The sequence below is a fragment of the Fluoribacter gormanii genome (genome assembly GCF_900156395.1).
In the GTDB taxonomy this organism is placed as follows: domain Bacteria; phylum Pseudomonadota; class Gammaproteobacteria; order Legionellales; family Legionellaceae; genus Legionella; species Legionella gormanii.
Window position 1 is genome coordinate 1 of record NZ_FTNL01000017.1, and the last position, 21,664, is coordinate 21,664.

Consider the following 21,664-nt stretch of genomic DNA (forward strand, 5'->3'; position numbering starts at 1 on the left):
CCCTCACCCTCGCTGCGCTCGGGTTCGGGATGACGTGGGGAGTTATGATTATCATTTTTAGTGTATGTGAGTTCTAGCTCATGCTGTATAAAACTGACATTGCTCTAATCCTTGAGTGCAGACAAAACCACCTAAAGTATCAATCCAATTATAATCAATGCGAGATGGAATTTTGGTACGAACTTGCCACCAAATTGAATATTCACCTGCCGAATTCCTATAAGTGCAAACCACTCCTTGTCCATATCCAGCAACTAAAATATTTGCCCGTACAAAATGGGTATCTTTATCGCCTTGTGGACGATTAGGTGAATAAGGATTCACTATCCAAGGGTCTGGGGGAACGCCCCATTTTAAAGATGTGGTTTCTGGATCAGGACAGTTCGTGGCATGACCAAAAGTAGCAAAGTGTACAAGAAAAAAACTAAAAATGATAAAATGATATTTTTTCATAAGCCCCTCTTAAATCATTAGCTATTTTTTCAATAATAATATACAAAAACCCATTGTGAGAATTTATTTCTTTGTTATAATGGCCGCTCAAATGCCTGGGTGGCGGAATTGGTAGACGCGCCGGATTCAAAATCCGGTGGTGGTGACACCGTGTGGGTTCGAGTCCCACCCTAGGTACCATAAATCATTTTAGAATATTCTTAACTAAATTCAAAAAATTTCATATAAACTAAAGCAAATTCAAAAAGTCAGCTTTTTCAGCATTGATAAGCACTCTTCAAGTTTTCTGATTATTTGTTTTAAATCATAAAAATAAAATCTGCCTATACTATAGAGAAGCACAATATGAGCTAAGGAATTGAGATGTCGACCAAGTGGATTAAGAGTCATCTAACTTTGCTTGCTGGGCTGTCATTGCCAATTCTGCTCATACTTGTTTTCGTTATTTCAACCATGCCATTTTTTAAAACAGATCCACCGCGTTATAGTCTGCTATTTTCTATCTTGGATTCTTCCTCCTCCCCTTTTCCGGTACAAGTTAATCTAGTCATTAAAAATGATCAGTTGGTCGCTCAATATAGCAAAGTGCAAAATAATTCCTATTGGGGAATAAGAAAACTTTATTTATTTGATGCTAAAACACAAAAAGTACGGGAACTTCCTTTAGATTTTCCGAGTCTTAGCAATAACTCAAACTTTAAAGAGGAAATGGTACAGTCAGCCAAACTATTTAAACTGGATACTGGACTAGAATCTCCTGATGGCTATGTTTTGTATACAGATAATGATAATTTTAATACAGGATTACTGGCAGAGCTTTTTCGCGGTAGTATTTATGGAAATAATGCGATCTGTCTCAAAAAAAATGCCACCTGCGTTAAACTGTCCAACTTGGGTACAGGACGTTATTTTACACCTAACAATGTCCAATTTATCGGCTGGGTTAAGCCATGAATAAAGAAGATGCATTACAAAAAATTATTGATCTCGCCAAACGTTATCAAATCGATATTAGAGAAATAGCATTGGCATTAAAACCAACTCAAGATGCATGTCCTGCAGATCAAACAAATTGGTTAAATAAACTCTATAGCTATATAGGCGGCATACTCATCTTTGCAGGCATTTGTGCCTTGATTGTCATGAAGTGGCAAGACTTTAATATCTATGAACGGGTTACCTTAACCCTTGGTTTTGGTTTTTCATCATTTATTTTGTCATTTCTATGCTTGAAACATCCTAATTATCAAAAAGCTTCGACACCTTTATTTTTGATTGCCCTATTTCTTGAACCAACAGGACTAGTGATTTTATTGCAGGAATATAATTTGATGTTACCCATATGGTGGGTATTAATCATAGGGATTATTTACTTCGTGCATCAACGCTTTGCTATTTTATCGGACAAGGCTCTTGTTCTTACAGTCACTACGTTTGTATTTGGATGGATTCTTTTTGCTTATACAGCCAGTAATAGTCGCATTATTTTAAACCTGGGCTTTGGATTTGTGTTCTTCCTACTCGGTCTTTACTATCAAGATAAGCAATATAAAATCACAGCCCCGTTATTTCCTATTGGTGCAATTCTTGAAGCCTGTGGCTTGCTTACCCTCTTGTCGCAATATACTTCCATATTGATGCCTAATTGGGGTGTACTCATAGTCAGTCTCATTCTCTTTTTGCAATATGGCCTTGCGTTTATAAGTAACAAGCATACGGTACTGGCTTTTATTACTTTATTTTTCTTTTATTCATTTTTTCTGGCAGCATTTGAATTACTTGGTGTATCCGAGCGCTTAAAATGGTTTATTCTAAGTAGTTCCCTACTCGCTGTAAGCTCATTTATAAATCATTCTAAATACCAAGGTATCGCGGGAATACTCTTTTTTATATCCTCATTAGTCCTACTCTTAGTAAGCTTCGACATTGTTAAAAATCAGTACTATGAAATACTCTATTTGGGATTAGCTTGTGGTTTAATTTATATGGCCATTATAGAAAGCAGCCGCATCCTACTTATAAATGCCAGCATGGCAACTCTGTGCTTTATTCTATATTTTTCCAGCCAGTATTTCCCTCACGCTATAGGCTGGCCAATTACTTTGATTATAATCGGATTCCTGTTAATTGGAGTCAGTGGTATTGTGATTAAATTAAATAAAAAATATATGTAATCCAACTCTACTGTATTGGATTCAATTGGCCTTCTTTTTCTACTGAATTAAGGTCTTGTCGATTTTCTTTAGTTTGCTCTTTGATCAAAATCAAAAAGGGTATAAATGCCAAAGCAAATAAAATAGAGAGTTGATACAAACCAACCCACCCTATCGCCATTTGAATGCTTGCAGCAACAGGTCCAGAAATAATGCGAGGTATCGTCGATAAGGCCACAAGCATCGAAAATTGAGTTCCAGTATATTGTTTGTCCACCAAACGCATAAATAAAGCAACCAGGGCCGTAGACCCCATTCCTGCTGCGAAATTGTCAAAAAATACTGCGATTGCTAATAATGTAACGTCCTTTCCTATTATGGCTAAAACAAGAAATAGAACATTGGTTAATGCTTGCAAGAAGCCAAAGAAAAGTAATGAACGATATAAAGAAAAACGCATCAATAAAAATCCTGCACACAAACCTCCAAGCAAGATGGCACCAACTCCTAGCATTTTATTGATGTAACCAATGGTATCTAAAGAAAAACCAAGCCCTTGTATTAAAAAAGGCATGACAATGCCACTTGTAGTGGTTGTAAATGCTTCACCCAACTTATAACAAAAAATAAACAACAAAAGCGGAACTACTCCTGGGCGTAATATCAATTCCTTAATCGGAGCTAAAAAAGATAAAGCAAAATTATTCTTTTCCTGGATTTCAACGCTAGGCTCTTGACTAAAGACGACAGCAAAAATACCGGCAACCATCATAATACCCATAAAGCGATAGGTAAAAGCCCATCCGAACTTCTGCGCCATAACCAAAGCCAAACCACCTGATAACAATAAAGCAATCCGGTACCCTAATACCGCGAGAGAAGCACCTAAACCATGTTCACTATCGGGCAAATATTCTGCTCGATGCGCATCGATCGCTATATCCTGAGTAGCAGAAAAGCAAGCCAAAATTAAAGCAAGGAAAGCCATCAATTTAGGATATTGTTCTGGAGTAAACCAGGCCATCAAATTAAATCCAAGCAACAATAAACATTGCATGCTTAATATCCAACTTCGCCTTTTACCCATGCTGAATAAAGAATAACGGTCCAGAATAGGCCCCCAAAAAATACGATAGGCATAGGGCAAACTAATTAGACTTAATGTTCCGGTAGTAAAGACTGAAATTCCACTGTAGGCAAACCATGCCTGCAAGGTACTGCTGATTAATGCCATTGGCAAGCCAGAGGAAAACCCTAAAATGAAAACAATAAATAGGCGTTTATTCATCTTGCAGATCTCTTAAAGGCAGTAGAATTCTTTTCTAAAAGAGAATCCTACTCCTGGTTTTTAGGAGTAGGATACGATAAGGAGGGAAATCCCTTCTCATTGATTAGGCTTTTTTTACAGAGATCAAATGAATTTTGAAAATCAAAGTTTCATTTGGACCTATAGGACCACCTACACTACGTGGGCCATAAGCTAAGTCTGAAGGCACATAAATCTCCCATGTAGAACCAGCCGGCATTAATTGTAATGCTTCTGTCCAACCTGGAATCACTTGTGATACTTGGAATGTAGCGGGTTTTCCTGTTTTTTCAGTGCTATCAAATACAGTCCCATCAATTAGAGTACCCGTGTATTCAACAGTTACTGTATCAGATTTACCTGGTTTACTGCCTGTACCTGCTTCAATAACTTTATATTGCAAACCACTTGGCAATACAACTACACCAGATTTTGACTTGTTAGTTGACAAAAAAGCTTCGCCTTTAGATTTGTTCTCTTCAGCTTTCTTGTTAAACTCTGCGCTGCGTTTTGCCATCAGATCTTTCTGAAATTTATTCAGAACATCTTTCATTTGTTGTTCGGTCAAAATCAATTGGGCACCAGACATACCATCTTGCATTCCTTTAGCCAATGCTTCCGGATTAATATCAATACCTTGATTTTTGAAATTTTTTCCTAAATCAGCACCAATACTATAAGATAATTTATCTTTATCCGTAACAAGCGATGTAGCATCAGTAGCAGCCATTGCAGTAGACATTGCCAGCCCCATAATGGCCGCAGTGACCAATTTCATCTTCATAAAGAATCCCCTTGTAGTCTTTCTATTGTGCATATCTTCCTAATTCATATAGAAAGATATTGCATTAACTAAAATGCAACATAATTCTGCCTAAAATCGCATGAAATTACCAGCATTTAAGCATGATTAATTGTAACTATATTATAAAGTTCAGCACATTAGAGACTCTTAATACATATCCCGGTATGGAATGAGTCACAGATAAAAAATAGATGACAAATCACAAAGTCAATAGTTCACTATAATTAAAATAGACAAATAATTAAGATCCCTCTACACTTTGCACTAATTGTAACTAGAGATGAACACACATGAACATCAGTGTATTTGATTTATTTTCCATTGGAATTGGCCCTTCAAGCTCTCATACTGTCGGCCCTATGCTTGCTGCTAATGCCTTTTTAAAATTACTTGAAGACAAACAAATTATGAATGAGGTTCAACGAGTGAAAATAGAACTCTATGGATCACTCGCTTTAACCGGAAAAGGCCATGGTACAGATAAGGCGATTTTAAATGGCTTGGAAAATAAAACACCCGAGACTGTAGCCCCTGAATCTATGGTACCTCGTATGCATGAAATACTTGGTTCTCATACGTTAAATCTGGCGGGCAAAAAGAGCATTAAATTTAACGAATCCACTGATTTTCTTTTTTTACAAAAAGAACTCTTGCCCAAACACTCCAATGGTATGCGCTTTTCTGCTTTTGATGCTCAAGATAATTTATTAGTTGCACAAGTTTATTACTCAATTGGTGGTGGATTTATCACTACTGAAGAAGATTTTTCCAAAGCTACTGAAGATACAAACCCTCCACCTTATCCTTTTTCTACAGCAACTCAACTCCTGGAACTGTGCCAGAAAAATAATTTAAGCATCGCTGAGTTAATGCTTATTAATGAAAAAACATGGCGTAGCACAGAAGAAATCCATACTGGTATTTTAGCAATTGCCAAAGTTATGGATGATTGCATTACCAATGGATGCCAGCATGAGGGTATATTACCTGGAGGGCTGAATTTAAAAAGACGTGCTCCTGATTTATATAAAAAACTTATGAGCGAAAAAGGAGTAAAAAGCGTTTTCGAACAATCAGATATAATGAACTTGTTAAATCTTTATGCCATGGCCGTGAACGAAGAAAATGCAGCAGGCGGGCGTATCGTGACCGCACCTACCAATGGTGCGGCAGGCATTATTCCTGCCGTACTTAAATATTGCCAACGTGCGCACGATAAAATGAACCATGATGATATATACACCTATTTCCTAACTGCCGCAGCGATAGGCATACTTTATAAAAAGGGCGCATCCATTTCTGGTGCTGAAGTAGGATGCCAAGGCGAAGTGGGCGTTGCCTCTTCTATGGCTGCGGCAGGCCTTACTGCTGTTCTTGGTGGAACCGTAGCTCAAGTAGAAAATGCCGCGGAAATTGCAATGGAGCATCATTTAGGTATGACCTGTGATCCAGTACTAGGTTTAGTACAAATACCTTGTATTGAGCGGAACGCTATGGGCGCAGTAAAAGCAGTGAATGCAACGCGTATGGCGCTCATTGGTGATGGTCAACATCAAATTTCTTTAGATAAAGTAATCAAGACGATGAAACAAACTGGCATGGACATGCAAAGCATTTATAAGGAAACCTCTATGGGAGGTTTGGCAGTGAATTTACCAGAGTGCTAAGAACAACTGAAATCACATTGCTCACTGTTTTGTTTTATTAGTTTTTCTAGACCATATATACGATGTCTTTGTATTCCTTCATTGATCTGTTGGACATCCTCTGAGGAACTTAATAAGGAGGATGCTTCAACGGCCATTCCTACCAACTTCTCCATTTTTTTATTGACCCTCATATTTCTATATTCCTCTCTGCCCTCGCGATCTTTGACAAAAAAGAGGTTTCTACCAATAGAACCCCATGCCGTCTCTCCTTTGCTGTTCACAATTTCGTCTTTAAATTCGGAGTCTCGAACTTCGCGTTCTAAATCACTAATCGATTGTTTTGTGCGTAAGATCCGAACAGGTAGAGAACCAATAATCATATTAAATTGGTACATACTATCAAGTTCATCTTCCAAATAACAACAAACCATAGACATTCGAAACCGATACATCATATCAACTGCCGATCGTGTTTTTTCCTTTTGTTGATTGGAGTTCATATAATCATAAATTGGGCAGAACCTATCTTGATTCGCCAACATTGATATACTATCGGTAACAAAGTAAGCACAAATGCGGCCTTTAATTTGCAAAATATCCGTAGGGATATAAACTGTCAATGAGCATACTTTACTTAAGCTGCCAAACTTCATCTTGCTACTTAATAAATTAGTTAAAACAAGCGATTGCTCAAACCCTAAAGGATCGCAAATCAGAATATCTAATGTGGGACCATTCTTGGTTACCTTAAAATTAAACTCTATAAAGGACCAATGATTTAATTGCTCACTTCCATCCCATTTTGAAATAGCGATTTGAAATCGTAGATCTTTGTTGCAATGTTCAATCATATGTTCAATAAGTTCATATAATGAATCTATTTCATCGCTGCTCATTGCGAATGCTTTAAAGTTACAATTTTTTTCTCGTTTCATTTGTTTTAAATATAAGAAAAATGCCATAAGGTCTGCTGAAATATTGGCCGGGTTATCACAAAGGGCTAGCAGTTCTTTCACTTCTGAGATGCTTTTCATAATGAACACTTTGAGATTTTAGTTATTTTATTAATCTAAATGAGATTAACTAAAATCGAAATAATTTTTTAAACGCAAGAAAAATTTTTTATAAATTTCAATTGATTGATACTTGAGTTTTGTGCTTTATGATGTATCATGGCGCTCTTTTTTAAAACAGAGGTGAGTAATGAAAGTTAGAGCACACGAGTGGATGAACGAAGATGGGGAACTTGATCTTATTTCCGAAACTCAAAAAAAATTAGCACAAAGCCCAACAGCACAACGCGTTTTATCGCAATATCGCTTCTTCAAGGAAAATGGCTTGGCAACAAGCGCACAAGAAATTAGGAACAACGTGAATAATGCTATGGAAATTGCATACGAGAGAGATACTGACTTTGCCCCAAACGAACGATTTGATATTGAAAATAATCGTCTCGGCTTCTAATTTAGATCCAAATAGAGGCTTGAGGCACAACTCAAGTCTCTATACCCCACCCTGGCACAATGATATCAATTAACGAAAATCCAGGCGTCAGGATGTTCTTTAGAATAGAACAAATCACTCATTGCATAACCTACTACCGCTGCAAGTTTATCATTAAAATAAACCAAGGGAATTTGCTCTCTCATCCAAGGTGGAATCCCCCATTCCTGGAATAATTTTTTTAACCGTTTGGTCTGGCCATGCCAAAAAAACTCTTCACCTCCTTGTCTAAATCGGACAAATATTTTTGTATCTGGAGGAATCACTAATCCCTGTCTGTTCTTTTTTGCCAATAAATTAATGCCGACATCTGGGAGTAGTAAAGGCAAAGGAAAGGCAGACCATTCAACAGATGAGGTTAAAGAGATCACATTTTTTTTATCTAAATATAAATATTTTTGATAACGACGTACGGTTACTTCCCCCCAACTCACTTCAGGTACCGCATCTTGACTAGCAAAGATCACTTCATCAATCAATCGCTCAAAAGTAGCAGTAGAAGGCAATTGGCTCTGATTATTCTTCAACCAAACTCTAAGTATATTCGCAATGCGATCACGGCTGAGTTTGTTTAATGGATCGATAAATAAAATATTGTTTGTTAATGCTTCTTGATTATCTTCCATAATCATATCTTGTGATGCCAGTATGTCTAGATTGCGTTTCGCCTGTTGGCAATGAAGCGCTGTTCTTGCAATATTACCGACAATTCCAGGCCATTTTCTTTGCAACAAAGGTATAATTTCTTGACGAAGATAATTGCGGGAATAGCTGATATCTTGATTGCTCTCATCTTCAATCCAACTTAATTGATGCAAAGCAGCATAATCTTTCAATTGCTCACGGGAATGGTTTAAAAAAGGTCTGGCAATTTTTCCTATTTCAAGTTGGCTAAAATCAGTCATGGCAGCCAACCCGTCTATTCCAGCCCCCCTAAATAGTTGTAGAAGTACTGTTTCTGCTTGATCGTCTAGATGATGCCCTAAAATCAAGCAATCTTGTTCCGACATCAGAGAAGAAAAAACGGCATAACGTGCAATACGCGCACCTTCTTCAACATTAGAAGAGCGATCAAATTGCACTGACTCAGCAATTAAAGAAATGCTCAAATCCTGGCAAAACTGTTGGCAGTGTACTTGCCAAAGAGATGCATTAGCACTAATGCCATGATTAACATGCACTGCGATCAATTTAGCAAGTAAAGCCGGGTGGGAAGCAAGAACGTGCAAAAGCACTGTTGAGTCAAGCCCACCACTAAAACCTACAATTAATTTATTAAAATGACTCAGGCGAGAAAACCACTCGGCACTTAATAAAGGTTTAATCTATTGCTCCCATAGCCATAAATTTTTGATATCGATTTTCGACCAACTGATCTAAAGATAATTTCTTTAAAGTACGTAATTCGCTCACTAAAATATCCTTTAATCGTGCGGCCATCTCATCGACATTACGATGAGCACCACCTAATGGTTCAGGGACTATCATATCAATTAACTTATTTTCCAGAATTTTATCTGCAGTGATCCTCATCGCACGTGCTGCTTCACTTGCTTTGGATGCATCTTTCCAAAGAATTGAAGCACACCCTTCAGGGGAAATTACTGAGTAAATACCAAACTGGAGCATTAATATACGATCACCAACCCCAATTGCTAATGCACCTCCAGATCCTGCTTCGCCAGTTACCACACAGATAATTGGCGTTTTAAGACGTGACATCACAAAAAGATTTCGAGCGATCGCTTCAGATTGATTGCGTTCCTCAGCACCAATCCCAGGATATGCTCCAGCTGTATCAATAAATGTAAAAACAGGCAATTTGAATTTTTCAGCCATATTCATCAAACGTAAGGCTTTTCGATACTCCTCTGGGCGAGCCATACCAAAATTACGGTATACTTTTTCTTTAGTTCGTTTACCTTTCTGATGGCCAAGTACCATCACAGGCTCACCATTCAAACGCGCCAAGCCGCCAATAATTGCAGGGGCTGAAGAACAACTTCTGTCGCCGTGCAGTTCCTGGAAGTCTGTAAAAATACGTTCAATATAATCTGTCGTTTGTGGTCTAAGCGGATGCCTTGCCATTTGTGCAACTTGCCAAGGTTCCAGGTTTGAAAAAACTTGTGAGGTTAGTTCAGAACATTTTGCTTGAAGTCGCGCTATTTCATCACTTAAATTCACTTCGTTATCATGACCTATCATGCGAAGTGCTTCAATTTTTTGATTCAACTCTTCGATGGGTTGCTCAAAATCCAAAAATTGTCGGCTCATTGAATACTCTTTGGTGAATTAAATATCATGGTATATGATAACCTTAACCGACAATTGATGCCAGATTCAAACAAAGCATATGATCATTACTGGATTCAACCCTTTAAATACAGAAAACTGCGTCTTAAACGAAGCTCGAATTGATCTTTGGCAATTTTCTTTAGCACATGAATTTAAAAATGCATACGAACTCTTAAATCGTGACGAGCAAGCGCGTGCAGAACGATTTTATTTCAGCAGACACAAACGCCGCTTCTCTACTGCGAGAGCAACTATGAGAGTTATCCTGGCAAATTATCTAAATACGTCAGCAGACCAACTGGAATTTACCTATAATGCTCATGGCAAGCCTGAAGTCATTAATGCAACAAAGCTGCAATTTAATATCAGTCATACCGGTGATTTGGCGCTACTTGCAGTAGGAAAAAACTTTCCCATGGGAGTAGACATCGAAAAATACTCCGCTCGACCTTATGAAGGGATTGCGAAAAATTTATTTTCTAATCAGGAATATGAAGAATTTATTAAAGTACCTCTTGCTCTAAAACCTGCTATTTTCTTTCATGTTTGGGCGCAAAAAGAAGCCTTTATTAAAGCTTGCGGCTTAGGCCTTTCGTACCCGACCAAACATTTTAGTGTTCCCATATCCATGCCAACCAAGCAATTGGTGAATGATCCATTGCATAACATGACCTGGCAATTACGCTCTTTCATGCCTGAAATAGCGTGCAGTGGCGCGTTATGCCATCATCCTACTGTAAGGGAGATAAGACATGGATTTATTCATCTAGAGCAAAATAACAACTTGATTTTTTAGGTTTACATCAATGCACTTCACTTCTTCACAACTCATATTATTACAGTTACTTGGTGATGGGGGCTGCCATAGTGGTTCTGAATTAGGAGCAGCTATAGGTATAACGCGCTCAGCAATATGGAAGCAAATTAATCAATTAATTGATTCAGGGATCCCTGTCAAAAGGATAAGACATCAAGGGTATCAGCTACCTAACCCACTGATTTTATTAAATAAAGAAAAAATTATGGGGCATCTCCCGTTGCAAACACAATTGGCTCCATTCAATATGCATGTTGTTACCTCCATTGACTCTACAAATCGCTATCTCAAAGAGTTGCCTCCTTCAAATACTGTGGATATTTGTTGCGCTGAGATTCAAACCCAGGGGAGAGGTCGATTTGGCCGCCACTGGCACTCACCATTTGGTGAAAATATTTATTGCTCGAGTCGTTGGAATCTAAACTACGATTTTACCAAACTTTCAGGATTAAGCTTAGTAACCAGTTTGGCCATTTTGGCGACGCTGAATGAATTAGATATATCACCCAATATCAAAATTAAATGGCCAAATGATATTTTGTGGAATCACAAAAAATTATGCGGTAGTTTGATTGAAATATTGGCTGAATCGAACGGCAATATTCAAGTCATCATAGGTATTGGCTTGAATGTCAATACCGATACTCAAAACCACCCTCTTCCAGATAAACCCTGGTGCTCATTATATGAAATAACCAAACAATATTTTGATCGTAATGTACTTATTGCAAAGTTGATTATCAATTTAGAGCGCTATTTAACCAAATTTATACATCAAGACCTAAGCTCCTTTCTGGATGAATGGAATAAATCGGATTATCTATTTGGAAAAAAAATTAATGTAACTCAATCTTTAGATACTCTATCTGGAGTTGCTTGTGGAATTAATCAGCTAGGACAATTAATACTTCAAGATAAGTCTGGAACAAAACATTTTCTCTCATCAGGAGATACATCGCTTCATGAAAAATGATAAGGAGTTACAATAAAGAAATTAAATATAAATTAAAGGGTTCGTCCCGAGCATTTTTATGTGCTCGGAACTGGATGAACTGCGAGGAAATCGATTATACTGCTTCTTCAGACTCGTCTGATTGTTTTTCTTGTTGTATGCGCAAATAAATTTCTTCACGATGGACAGATACATCTTTAGGTGCATTAATACCTAGGCGAACTTGGTTACCTTTTACACCTAGCACGGTAATATTAACATCATCACCAATAATTAAGGTTTCACCGATACGCCGAGTCAAAATTAACATAAAAATCTCCCTAACAAAGCAGCTACCTATTCCTCCACAGAACGCTATCCATGGTGTTCTTGATAGCCAAAAAAACGACTAAAAACAAAATAAATATTTGTTATACGAATTTAATTTTACACTGTGATTATTAACAGAGTATTAAGAAAACGGTTAAATTATCTCTTTTTATGCAATTTCATGCAAAAAAATTTTAATCGGCTTCGTCTAAAAGCTTTAATATCACCAAATTATCCATAAATTGCGCAGCAACTATGAACTTATCTGTTCATGTACTATTTTTGGAAAAACATATGAAAATATAACCCCAAAATAAATATTAGTAAGTCAAAAAAAATGAATTAGTTAATTTTTCCTTGATCACCAGTCGCAAATTTCCTTCATTTAGAGATATACTTACCAAACCTTATTAAACAGGAAATTATGCATGTCCTTGAAGGCCATGTACAACAACATCGCTGAAAACTATGCAACGGCTAATCGTTTTGGAGCAATTAGCCAGAGTCATCAAGTAGCAATTGAGCAAATGAAGCGTTTTTATTTGGGAATGAAACCTCATTATAAAATTCTTGATTTGGGGGTTGGCGATGGCGCATTCCTAAAAAAACTACAACAAGTTATGCCGCAGGCAGAATTCACAGGAATTGATGTTTCTACAGAGATGTTGAAACATGCCCGTGAAACATTACCCCTGATCACCATAGAGGGTAGCGCAGCACAAGCAAGCAAATTCTTACCCCCGCATAGTCAAGATTTAATTCTGGCTCACTTTATTAACGCTTATATTCCGATTAAAGTTTTATTTCATGAGGCCAAATTACTGACGCGAGCAAATGGTCATTTTTCTATGATTACTACAACGTATGATTCATTTCCAGTCGCTCAACAGCGGTTAGCCGAATTTATTACAGAAGACTCAATTTTAAGTAGTGTTGTCGGCCATTATTACAAATCGATTGTAAAAAATACTACCGTTGCTGCGAATAATAATGAATTGATGCAGGCATTCACACAACATCAATTTGAAGTCATTGCGCATCAACGCTTAGAAATACCAATCACTCTAAATACTATTGATGAGTTGGCCCTTTTCGGTATTGAAGGAACCTGGTTTCTCAATAGTTTATCTATTAGAATGCTGCCAAAAGTATTTTTAATTCAACGACTTAAACGCCTTTTTAGCAAAATATTTACTTTTCCCTATCATGATACTCACATAATTGATGTTGTTCTTGCCAGAAAATGATAATCTGGTAATTATCTTTGGGTAGTGAGGTAGGAAAAATGATTTCTCAAGAAGTGAAGAATTATTTACCTGAATTGGCTCTCCGACAAAAACAAGCCAATAACATCATATTTATTACCTTCTGGAGCCAATTCTCTGTATATGCACTAAACACCATATTGGTTTTATTTTTAACACGCCCTGTATGGTCTCAAGGTTTAGGATATAGCCAGGCCAAAGCATATGCTTTTATTGGAGTAGCTCATGCAATGGGGTATTTAATGCCCATGTTAGGTGGGTATATGGCTGATACTGTAGTGGGGATCAGAAGATCCATACTTATTGGAAGTATTCTATTAGCCTGTGCTTATTTGCTCGTCATGATTAGCGGATACACCGTAAATTCTCTGGGAGATACTTTTTTTATTGCTGCTTATGCATTTATTCCTGCCACCAACTCTCTTTTGATGGGAACCTCTTCAAGCATGGTATCGCATATATATTCGGATGATGCCGTCAAAGCAAAATCAGCCATGACGTACTATTACATAGCAATTAATGTGGGTGCATTATTAGCTACTTTAATTGCTCCAGTACTCTTTGAAAGCCGTTATGGCCCTCTTTCTATTCTTACCTTGACCTTTGTCGGCAAATCAATTGCCGCTTTAAATTTTGCAAAGCGCTATTCCATTTATGAAAATGTCATTTGGGGTAAAGATCAATCTAAATTATCCAAATCAGGTATATTTCGTTTGATTGCTTATATAGTGACTATTTATACACTGACTTTATTTGCTTACTCTCATGTTTACATTGCCAGCACGATCATCGCCACAGGGTGTGGTATAGGAATTGTATGGTTTTTAAGAAAAACGCTCACACTTAAAGGTCTTGTACGTGACAAACAAATGGTCGCTTTACTGCTCATCGTAGAGGCCGTAGTTTTTTTTGTTATCTACAACCAAATGAATAGCACATTAATTTTATTTGCTGAAAATAATTCCGACCATAATTTGTTTGGATTAACTGTGTCACCAGCTCATTATCAAATATTGAATCCATTACTTATTTTAGCTATTGGCAGCCAATTACCGCGTTTCTATAAAATATTTCCACACTTTACCATCCCCTATCAATTTGCCGCCGGTACTGCGCTTGCAGGTATTGCTCTTTTAATGATGTCATTTGCTGCTACGACTACTACCACCGGGATAATTAATGGCAACTATATTGCTTTAACCTATATACTCATTTCTATTGCCGAATTATGGGTCAGTGCGATTGGTTTAAGTATGGTAGGTCTATATTGTGATAAAACCTCAATTGCCTTTGCTATGGGGGTATGGTATCTCGCCAGTTCGTTAGCACATGCCATCTCCGGAAGAATTGCTGCTTGGGTTGCAATTCCAAATACAATTCATTCTCCCATAGAAAGTCTGCCTTATTACCAAAACTATTATTTTGTTCTAGGGGTCTGTGCTATGAGTTTAGGTATTGTCATGTATCTTTTCGCCTATATTTTACAAAAAATAATGAAAAAAAGAGGCGTTATTTTAGGCTAAATTTCAAAAGTTACTGACACAGTAGCAGCTGAAAACAAACTCAAACACCCTAATAATAAGAAAAATGGAGCACTTATAGCCAAGTAATTACTGATAAATTAGTCAGTCTTCTACAGAGAAATACATTTTTCAGTACTCAGAACGATTATCCATAAGGCCAGCAGGTGCAGCAAAATTGAAAATTATAATTTGAGAAAGCGCGTCAAAGGCACTTTTGGATCATAATCTGTGAGGCCTCGCTCATGATAGAATATACCGGCAGCTAATTCTTCATAAAGGCTGATAACACTAAATAACTGTTCTAACTTGCTTATGGTTAATCTGTAATCTTGTTGGTTTATTTCTATTCTACTATATAACAAATCATTATGACTTATAAGCCCCTTACGATAGAGATCCTGTTGTAGTTGATATCTTTTCCTCAATGAAATTAAAGAAAGAGAATCTTCATGGTATTTGGCCATAAGCTTTTGATTGGCAGCGATACTATTTGCAATCAGACGTAATGCATTTTGTATGATTTTGTTGTATTCCGCCAAACTTCTATTAAAAGTCGCCTTACTTGTGATAATTTGTCCAAATATAGAGGGAGATAAGTTAAATGTTGCATACATATCACCATAAGGTGCTGAATGCGTAGGACTCTTAAATGTGCCATTTAAGCTCGCTTTCCCCCAAAAATAATCTAGGGTTAGGGCTGGAAGGAGTTGAGATTCTGCAACATTTATCCCGCTACATGCTGCAAGAAGAGACGTTAAAGCCACCATTACATCTGGACGTCTTAGCATTACTTGAGTATTAATCTTATTTAGTGGTACTGCCTTACTTGGTAAGTTAATAAATAATTGGCTTGACTTTATCTTTCCTGGAGGCTGATTAATTAAGTAACGTAAGGCATTCTCACTTGCGATAATATTATTTTGTACTTGTTTTTGCTGTCCTAGAATGCTTTGTAATTGACTTGTTAAAGTTAATAATTGCAGATTATTTGCTAATCCTTGTTTCTTTGCTATTTCTAACGATGCTAAAAGCTCTTTATAATCCTGTTCAATTTGCTTAAGTAGTGTCAATTGATGATTCCATGCGAGTAGAGAAAAATAGCTACTTATAACTTCTCCAATAACCGTCAAACGCACACCAAGATAATATGCTTTAGCGCGTTGCAAGACAAATTCCGCTTTTTTTTGCTGAAAATAAAGAGCAACAAAATTTTGGTAATAGCTGGGTAGAACACCATAAAACACTCCCGGGTTGCCTAAAGCAGGATCTTGGGAGAAACCCATTAAAATATTCAGACCCGGCAGCCAATTTAAACGAATCGTTTGCAGCTCAGTATGGGCAACGTGAATCGATCGTTTGGCTATCACTACATTATTATTGTAAAGAAGTGCTTTATCTACAAGTTGATTGAGAAGAGGGGATTTAAAATCTTGCCACCAAGCTTGATAAGGAAGCTGATTTAATGCATGATGATTGCTTGAGTCTTTCAGATAATCAGGAATAGGAATCGATGTAAGACGTGAATTTTTTGTGCTTGGCATGCATGCAACCAGCGCACTTGTCATGACTAAAATAATTAGTGTGGCGGTGCTGCGCAATTAAACGATTTCCATAAAAATAATATGACTGACATTAAAAAATGGTAACACAAAAAATTCGAAAGTTAAAACCTTATACAGTTGTGTTTTCCTTAGCCTTACTTGCAGTTTTATATTACTTTTTTTCCTTTTTAATTCCGTTTACTAATAATGCATTTGTTGTTGCAAATATTCGTCCCGTAGCTGCTATTGTCAGTGGATACATTACTGATTTATACGTTAGAAATGAGCAATATGTCCATAAGGGACAGCCTTTGTTTACCGTTTTCCAAGAACCTTATAAGCTCATTTATAACAGGCTAGTTGAGGAGACTTTTACGGCAAAGGAGGATCTTCAAAGCTTGGAATATCAACTACAAAAAGATAAGCAATTACTCATACAATACCAACAAGAATATAATAGAATTCACCTAAATTATCTTCGAAATAGGGCTGTTTTAAAATCTGGAGCAATATCTGAAATTAATGTTAAGGATTTGCAATATGAAGATCGTGGCAGTTTGGCCAAAGTGAACATGCAAAAACAACAAATAAGTTTAGATGAAAGAAATATTCAGAGCATACAACACAAAATCAAATCGTTAATTTATAAAACACGTTATGCCAAGGTTAACTTAGAACACACTACAGTTTATGCACAAAGTAATGGTCGCATTCAAAATATGTATCTATCTTTGGGCACCCCCATTGAAATTAATAAACCTATCTTTTCTTTTGTTGATACGGATGATTTTTTCATTCAAGCCAATTTCACTGAGCTCGATTTACGGATGGTAAAAACGGGAGCCAAAGTCTATATTATTCCTCGAATGTACTTTGCAACGAAATTGTACCATGGAACAGTAGTATCAAGGGCTTGGGCTGCTAACCGTCAAATTACAAACCCCAAGACGCAGCTACAAACTGTAACCAATGATACTAATAATTGGTTACTTCTGCCTCAGCGTTTTCCAGTGCAGATTAAGATCGATGATTATGACTCCAAGCGTTATCCGCTGCCTGTTGGAGCAACATGTTATGTGATTATTAAGGTATAATTTTCTTATGGAAGTAACATCCGAAAAAACAATAATGGCTGCACGTATGGCCATCAGCATGGTTATCGCTTTAATTATTACGACATATTTCAATATAGTTGAGCCAACCTGGGTTTATATTTCTTTATTTATCGTTTTGTTTGAGCAACATACTATTGGGGCTTCGTTGACTCGATGTTCAATGCGAGCCATCGCAACCATTAGTAGCGCATTATATAGCCTGATTATTATTTTACTTTTTCATAATGCTTATCTTATGAATCTTATTGGATTCATTATTGGAATCTTTTTATATACCTATTTATTTTTAGGAACTAAAAAAAGTTATATTGGTATTTTAGGTACCGTAACTCTTGCCATTTGCCTTATGAACTATAATAATTTTACCTATGTGTTTATGCGACCTACAAATGTTATTATTGGTATATTAATCGGCATTTTTACATTACGTTTTTTTTTCCCAACTCGCGCAACTAAAGTTCTCATTTTAGAAATACAAAAATTTTTAACTGAATATGCAACTTTATCTGTTTACCTGGCAAACTTGGATAATTCAAAAACAGATTTACGCCAATATTTAGAACAATGTGAATCCAATATCGCAGCACTTATCCTGCGTTTTCAAACATTAATTAATGAAGCACGAGTCGAAATTGGAAAGGACTCTCAATATACGCAAGCTGCAGCGGATATTCTACAATCACTCCGCCATATTTTCCGTTATTATGCATCAATAATCGCATTAATCCTTTATGAAGAGGTTAAAATCAATAAGCAAGATGGAGAGAGCCTTGTTTTTTTAAGTACTACTTTAAACGAGTTAAAAGAAAATCTTTCTCAATTAAAACGTAAGCGTAAATTAATGGCTATTGAGGATATGGGCTCAAAAGAAGATAAAAATTTGTTATCTTTGATGCTTAATTTGCTTATGATGGAGTGTAGCTCTTTGCAAATTAAGATTTATAAATTAATACGGATGACTAAAATAGTAAAGTTAGAATAAGATATTTGCTTGCCCCCTATTGTTCAATTGCTTAGTATGAGAGAGGAATGAGGCAACTTGGAATGTGTGTATTTCAAAATCAAAACTAACAAGTGAATACTCATCAATGATAATTACATGTTCTGTAGTTTATTACTATCATAGAATAGAATGCGCTCGAGGAAAGTACGCTTGTAAGATGTTCACTTTGATTAATTAAAGCAATCGAAACGATCGCCCTCCTTTGCTGACATATATTTTTTTGTTCTTAATTTAAAAATATAGAGATGTACTTGCTTGTTAAGTAGGTAATTCGTACCATGCAATTTTTTAACTAGAGTACATTTCTCATGAAGATTTATTTTCCAGATATTACATTTGAAGGCAACCCATTCGTTTGGGAATTGAATGAAACAACCAATCAAGCCACTTGCCTAATGTATTGCATTAAAAAAGATACTCAAGTTCAATTTGTACCTAAAATGTCGCTTGATCTATTCAAAAAATTTCCTGGTATAACCTATGATAAGGACGAAATTATCATTAGGGACGTCAAAATTTTTGATAAGGTTTATCAAATCTTAGATCACCTTCGCGAACTAAAAGATAAAATCGCGGGACCTAAAGCAACTATTTCAAGACAAAAAAGTTCTTTTTTCCAATATCAGAAAGATAAAGCACTTGATGAAGTTGCTTCCACGTCAAAGCCCCCCAGACGCAGCTTAAGTTTAAGCAGTACTAACCTCCCCCTTTTTACGCATATTACTTTAAATGAATTAATCAAAAATGATCACATTACGTGTTCTTTATGGGGTGATACAGTTGCGTATGAAACCTATTTCGAGGAAAAGACAAGCAATGATGCTAAAGCACGTGGCGCCATATTCCTGAAGTCTTCATTAGCATTTAATATCATGGTGCAGTATGAAAAAAATCGTCGACTTTATCCTTTAAAAGCAAATGTGATCAAAGAAATCCGAGCCTTGTTGGAAGTTCTTGACCCAATCTATGTGAATTGGTATACCAAAGAAAGTATTCAAGCTAACAGAGAACTGGTTTTTTATTATTTTCAAAATGCAGTATCAGAAGCAATGCTGAACGGTAATCTTAACAACAAACCAACAGAATTTGAAACTGAAGAACCACCAAAGTTAAATAAAGCTCTACGAACATATGCAATAGAAAAGGCTCGTGCTTTACGTGCAGAATTAATGTTGATGAAGTTCAATATATTAATTAACCCGGAATTACCTCCTGAGCTTTCACTCAGCGATAAAGAAATAAAAACCCTGCCTGAAATCAATTCATTGCGCAAGCTTGTTTTCAAACAACCTATTGAAATCCTTGAAGATATAAGTACACGATTAAAAAAGATTTCTCTATTGATTATTGAGTCTGGGATTGTTGAAGAATCTAATGCAGAATTAAGCACACAATTAAATCATTCATTAGCGATTAATGCACCTGTGATCATGGATTTTCATTCATTCCAAAGTCTATTACACGCTCTATTGGATCAACAAATAACGAGCAGCAGTAAGAAAGAATTAATACCTGATATTGTTACTAAAGTAACAAAAGAAACAATAAACCAAATTATTAAAACTTATAAAATGACAAATAGCCAATATATTGCTCCATTATCCAAGATAGATAGTAATTTTTACTTATGCAAGGACTGGGCTGATAAATTAGCTGTTGAATTAGCAGAAGTTAAACTCAAGCATCCTAAAGAGGAGAAAAAGGTAACTGCTTATAGTCAAGCGATTGCTGATAAAGTAGTCGGTTTCATGAGTCATCAATTGCAGGAATATCAACCTAATGAAAATGACTCATTAACCTCCAGCTCGATGTCCATTAAGCTATAATTGGATATACGTCATTGAACAACTGTAACCTGGGAGAAATTATTCCCCCGGGTTTCAACTCGCCCGGGCCAAAAAATATGCGGTTAATTATCTAAACCTAAATTATCTTGTTTAAATATTCGGTCTGCCCGATAACTTGAGCGGACTAAAGGCCCGGAAGCTACTTCAAAAAATCCTTTTTTTAATCCGATCTGTCTGAGTTCAGCAAAAGTTTCGGGAGTTACATAACGCGCGATAGGTAAATGGTTTTTTGTTGGTTGTAAATATTGTCCCAGAGTAAGAATATCTACATTATGGGCACGCAAATCATCCATTGTTTGTACAATTTCTTCATCTGTTTCACCTAAACCTAACATCAAGCTGGTTTTGGTCAAGACATCTGGTCTATAGCGTTTTGCAAATGCGAGGACGTTTAGTGTTTGACCATAGCCTGCTCTATTATCACGCACTGGATGAGTTAAACGCTCCACCGTTTCAACATTTTGTGCAAATACATCAACACCACTATCCAATAATACTGCAATATCTCTTTCTACACCTTGAAAATCAGGCGTTAATGCCTCTACCTTAGTTTTTGGAGAGCGTTGCTTAATTGCACGTATAGTTTGTGCATAATGATTTGCGCCACCATCAGGTAAATCATCTCGGTTTACTGAGGTTAACACGACATAATCCAAATTCATTAATGCTACTGTATTTGCTGTATTTTCTGGTTCTTGCAGATCCAACCAACCATGAGGATTGCCAGTATCTACTGAGCAGAAACGACATGCTCGTGTACATACTGCTCCCATTAGCATAATTGTAGCAGTACCATGCGACCAGCATTCAGCAATATTAGGACACTTTGCTTCCTCACAAACAGTAGCCAAACGGTGTTTTTGCACCTGCTCTTTTACTTGGTGATACTCAGGAGTAGTATGATTCACGACACGCAACCATTTAGGTTTAGGTAACCGCTCATACACTAACCCTGTTGGTTTTACTCCATCTTTAATTGCTGTTACGCCATGAGACGTTTTATATTTCTTTCCGCTCTCGACAACAACGGGAATATTAATGGGCTTGCTCATGTTATCACCTGAAAAACAAAGGTAAGTGCTCAGCTCCTAGCAAGGGAAGGTGGTATTTGGCGCATCTTGCAGACAA

General features: G+C 36.7%; 20 protein-coding genes and 1 tRNA gene. 12 read left to right on the top strand and 9 right to left on the bottom strand.

Features of this window, described 5'->3' with window-relative positions; genetic code table 11:
- Positions 1–78: 78 nt before the first annotated feature.
- Positions 79–453: a DUF3757 domain-containing protein gene (locus BW930_RS11150; RefSeq protein ID WP_058466926.1), complete on the bottom strand. Its 375-nt coding sequence runs from the start codon at positions 451–453 to the stop codon at positions 79–81.
- A 93-nt stretch (positions 454–546) separates the two neighbouring features.
- On the opposite strand from BW930_RS11150, the gene BW930_RS11155 reads away from it, so the two are divergent.
- From BW930_RS11155 to BW930_RS11165, 3 genes are all read left to right on the top strand, one after another.
- Positions 547–633 (top strand) — tRNA-Leu (locus BW930_RS11155).
- A gap of 183 nt (positions 634–816) precedes the next feature.
- On the top strand, positions 817–1,407 hold the full coding sequence (locus tag BW930_RS11160) for a hypothetical protein (protein ID WP_058466925.1): 591 nt from the start codon (positions 817–819) through the stop codon (positions 1,405–1,407).
- A complete protein-coding gene (locus BW930_RS11165) occupies positions 1,404–2,627 on the top strand; it encodes a hypothetical protein (protein WP_058466924.1) in 1,224 nt (407 codons plus the stop codon). Before BW930_RS11160 ends, BW930_RS11165 begins: the two co-directional genes overlap by 4 nt.
- Before the next feature lie 7 nt (positions 2,628–2,634).
- Here the strand turns inward: BW930_RS11165 and BW930_RS11170 are convergent, their stop codons facing one another.
- Positions 2,635–3,894, bottom strand: coding sequence for an AmpG family muropeptide MFS transporter (locus BW930_RS11170; RefSeq protein ID WP_058466923.1), 1,260 nt, complete (start codon positions 3,892–3,894; stop codon positions 2,635–2,637).
- Between the two features lie 103 nt (positions 3,895–3,997).
- On the bottom strand, positions 3,998–4,696 hold the full coding sequence (bamJ, locus tag BW930_RS11175) for a BamJ family beta-barrel-assembly machinery protein (protein WP_058466922.1): 699 nt from the start codon (positions 4,694–4,696) through the stop codon (positions 3,998–4,000).
- 311 nt (positions 4,697–5,007) lie between these two features.
- Between bamJ and BW930_RS11180 the strand changes: the two genes are divergently transcribed.
- Positions 5,008–6,384, top strand: a complete 1,377-nt coding sequence (locus tag BW930_RS11180; RefSeq protein ID WP_058466921.1) for an L-serine ammonia-lyase — start codon at positions 5,008–5,010, stop codon at positions 6,382–6,384.
- Here the strand turns inward: BW930_RS11180 and BW930_RS11185 are convergent.
- Positions 6,381–7,400: a hypothetical protein gene (locus BW930_RS11185; RefSeq protein ID WP_058466920.1), complete on the bottom strand. Its 1,020-nt coding sequence runs from the start codon at positions 7,398–7,400 to the stop codon at positions 6,381–6,383. The genes BW930_RS11180 and BW930_RS11185 overlap by 4 nt on opposite strands.
- A gap of 169 nt (positions 7,401–7,569) precedes the next feature.
- Here BW930_RS11185 and BW930_RS11190 point away from each other — a divergent pair, with 169 nt between their 5' ends.
- Complete coding sequence (locus BW930_RS11190) at positions 7,570–7,830, top strand: hypothetical protein (protein ID WP_058466919.1); 261 nt, start codon at positions 7,570–7,572, stop codon at positions 7,828–7,830.
- A gap of 65 nt (positions 7,831–7,895) precedes the next feature.
- Here the strand turns inward: BW930_RS11190 and tilS are convergent, their stop codons facing one another.
- The gene (gene tilS, locus BW930_RS11195) at positions 7,896–9,194 is read right to left on the bottom strand and encodes a tRNA lysidine(34) synthetase TilS (RefSeq protein WP_058466918.1); all 1,299 of its coding nucleotides are present in this window, start codon (positions 9,192–9,194) and stop codon (positions 7,896–7,898) included.
- Positions 9,190–10,143 (bottom strand): acetyl-CoA carboxylase carboxyltransferase subunit alpha, encoded by a 954-nt coding sequence (locus BW930_RS11200; protein ID WP_058466917.1) that lies wholly within the window; start codon positions 10,141–10,143, stop codon positions 9,190–9,192. Before BW930_RS11200 ends, tilS begins: the two co-directional genes overlap by 5 nt.
- Before the next feature lie 79 nt (positions 10,144–10,222).
- Here BW930_RS11200 and BW930_RS11205 point away from each other — a divergent pair, with 79 nt between their 5' ends.
- Together BW930_RS11205 and BW930_RS11210 are read left to right on the top strand one after the other, a co-directional pair.
- On the top strand, positions 10,223–10,960 hold the full coding sequence (locus BW930_RS11205) for a 4'-phosphopantetheinyl transferase family protein (RefSeq protein WP_058466916.1): 738 nt from the start codon (positions 10,223–10,225) through the stop codon (positions 10,958–10,960).
- 10 nt (positions 10,961–10,970) lie between these two features.
- Positions 10,971–11,954, top strand: coding sequence for a biotin--[acetyl-CoA-carboxylase] ligase (locus tag BW930_RS11210; protein WP_058466915.1), 984 nt, complete (start codon positions 10,971–10,973; stop codon positions 11,952–11,954).
- A gap of 94 nt (positions 11,955–12,048) precedes the next feature.
- On the opposite strand, the gene csrA is transcribed toward BW930_RS11210, so the two are convergent.
- A complete protein-coding gene (gene csrA, locus BW930_RS11215; RefSeq protein ID WP_010654169.1) occupies positions 12,049–12,243 on the bottom strand; it encodes a carbon storage regulator CsrA in 195 nt (64 codons plus the stop codon).
- A 427-nt stretch (positions 12,244–12,670) separates the two neighbouring features.
- Between csrA and BW930_RS11220 the strand changes: the two genes are divergently transcribed.
- Positions 12,671–13,489, top strand: coding sequence for a class I SAM-dependent methyltransferase (locus tag BW930_RS11220; RefSeq protein WP_058466914.1), 819 nt, complete (start codon positions 12,671–12,673; stop codon positions 13,487–13,489).
- A gap of 38 nt (positions 13,490–13,527) precedes the next feature.
- Entirely contained in the window at positions 13,528–15,030 is a 1,503-nt protein-coding gene (locus BW930_RS11225; RefSeq protein WP_058466913.1) for a peptide MFS transporter, read from the top strand.
- A gap of 182 nt (positions 15,031–15,212) precedes the next feature.
- Here BW930_RS11225 and BW930_RS11230 read toward each other — a convergent pair whose 3' ends face one another.
- A complete protein-coding gene (locus BW930_RS11230) occupies positions 15,213–16,571 on the bottom strand; it encodes a TolC family protein (RefSeq protein ID WP_058466932.1) in 1,359 nt (452 codons plus the stop codon).
- Between the two features lie 98 nt (positions 16,572–16,669).
- On the opposite strand from BW930_RS11230, the gene BW930_RS11235 reads away from it, so the two are divergent.
- The 3 genes from BW930_RS11235 (at position 16,670) to BW930_RS11245 (ending at position 20,515) form a co-directional block, all read left to right on the top strand.
- Complete coding sequence (locus BW930_RS11235) at positions 16,670–17,665, top strand: HlyD family secretion protein (RefSeq protein WP_058466912.1); 996 nt, start codon at positions 16,670–16,672, stop codon at positions 17,663–17,665.
- 7 nt (positions 17,666–17,672) lie between these two features.
- Positions 17,673–18,668, top strand: a complete 996-nt coding sequence (locus tag BW930_RS11240) for an FUSC family protein (protein WP_058466911.1) — start codon at positions 17,673–17,675, stop codon at positions 18,666–18,668.
- Between the two features lie 329 nt (positions 18,669–18,997).
- Positions 18,998–20,515, top strand: a complete 1,518-nt coding sequence (locus BW930_RS11245) for a hypothetical protein (RefSeq protein ID WP_058466910.1) — start codon at positions 18,998–19,000, stop codon at positions 20,513–20,515.
- Between the two features lie 83 nt (positions 20,516–20,598).
- Here BW930_RS11245 and lipA read toward each other — a convergent pair whose 3' ends face one another.
- Entirely contained in the window at positions 20,599–21,588 is a 990-nt protein-coding gene (lipA, locus tag BW930_RS11250) for a lipoyl synthase (RefSeq protein ID WP_058466909.1), read from the bottom strand.
- Between the last annotated feature and the right edge of the window lie 76 nt (positions 21,589–21,664).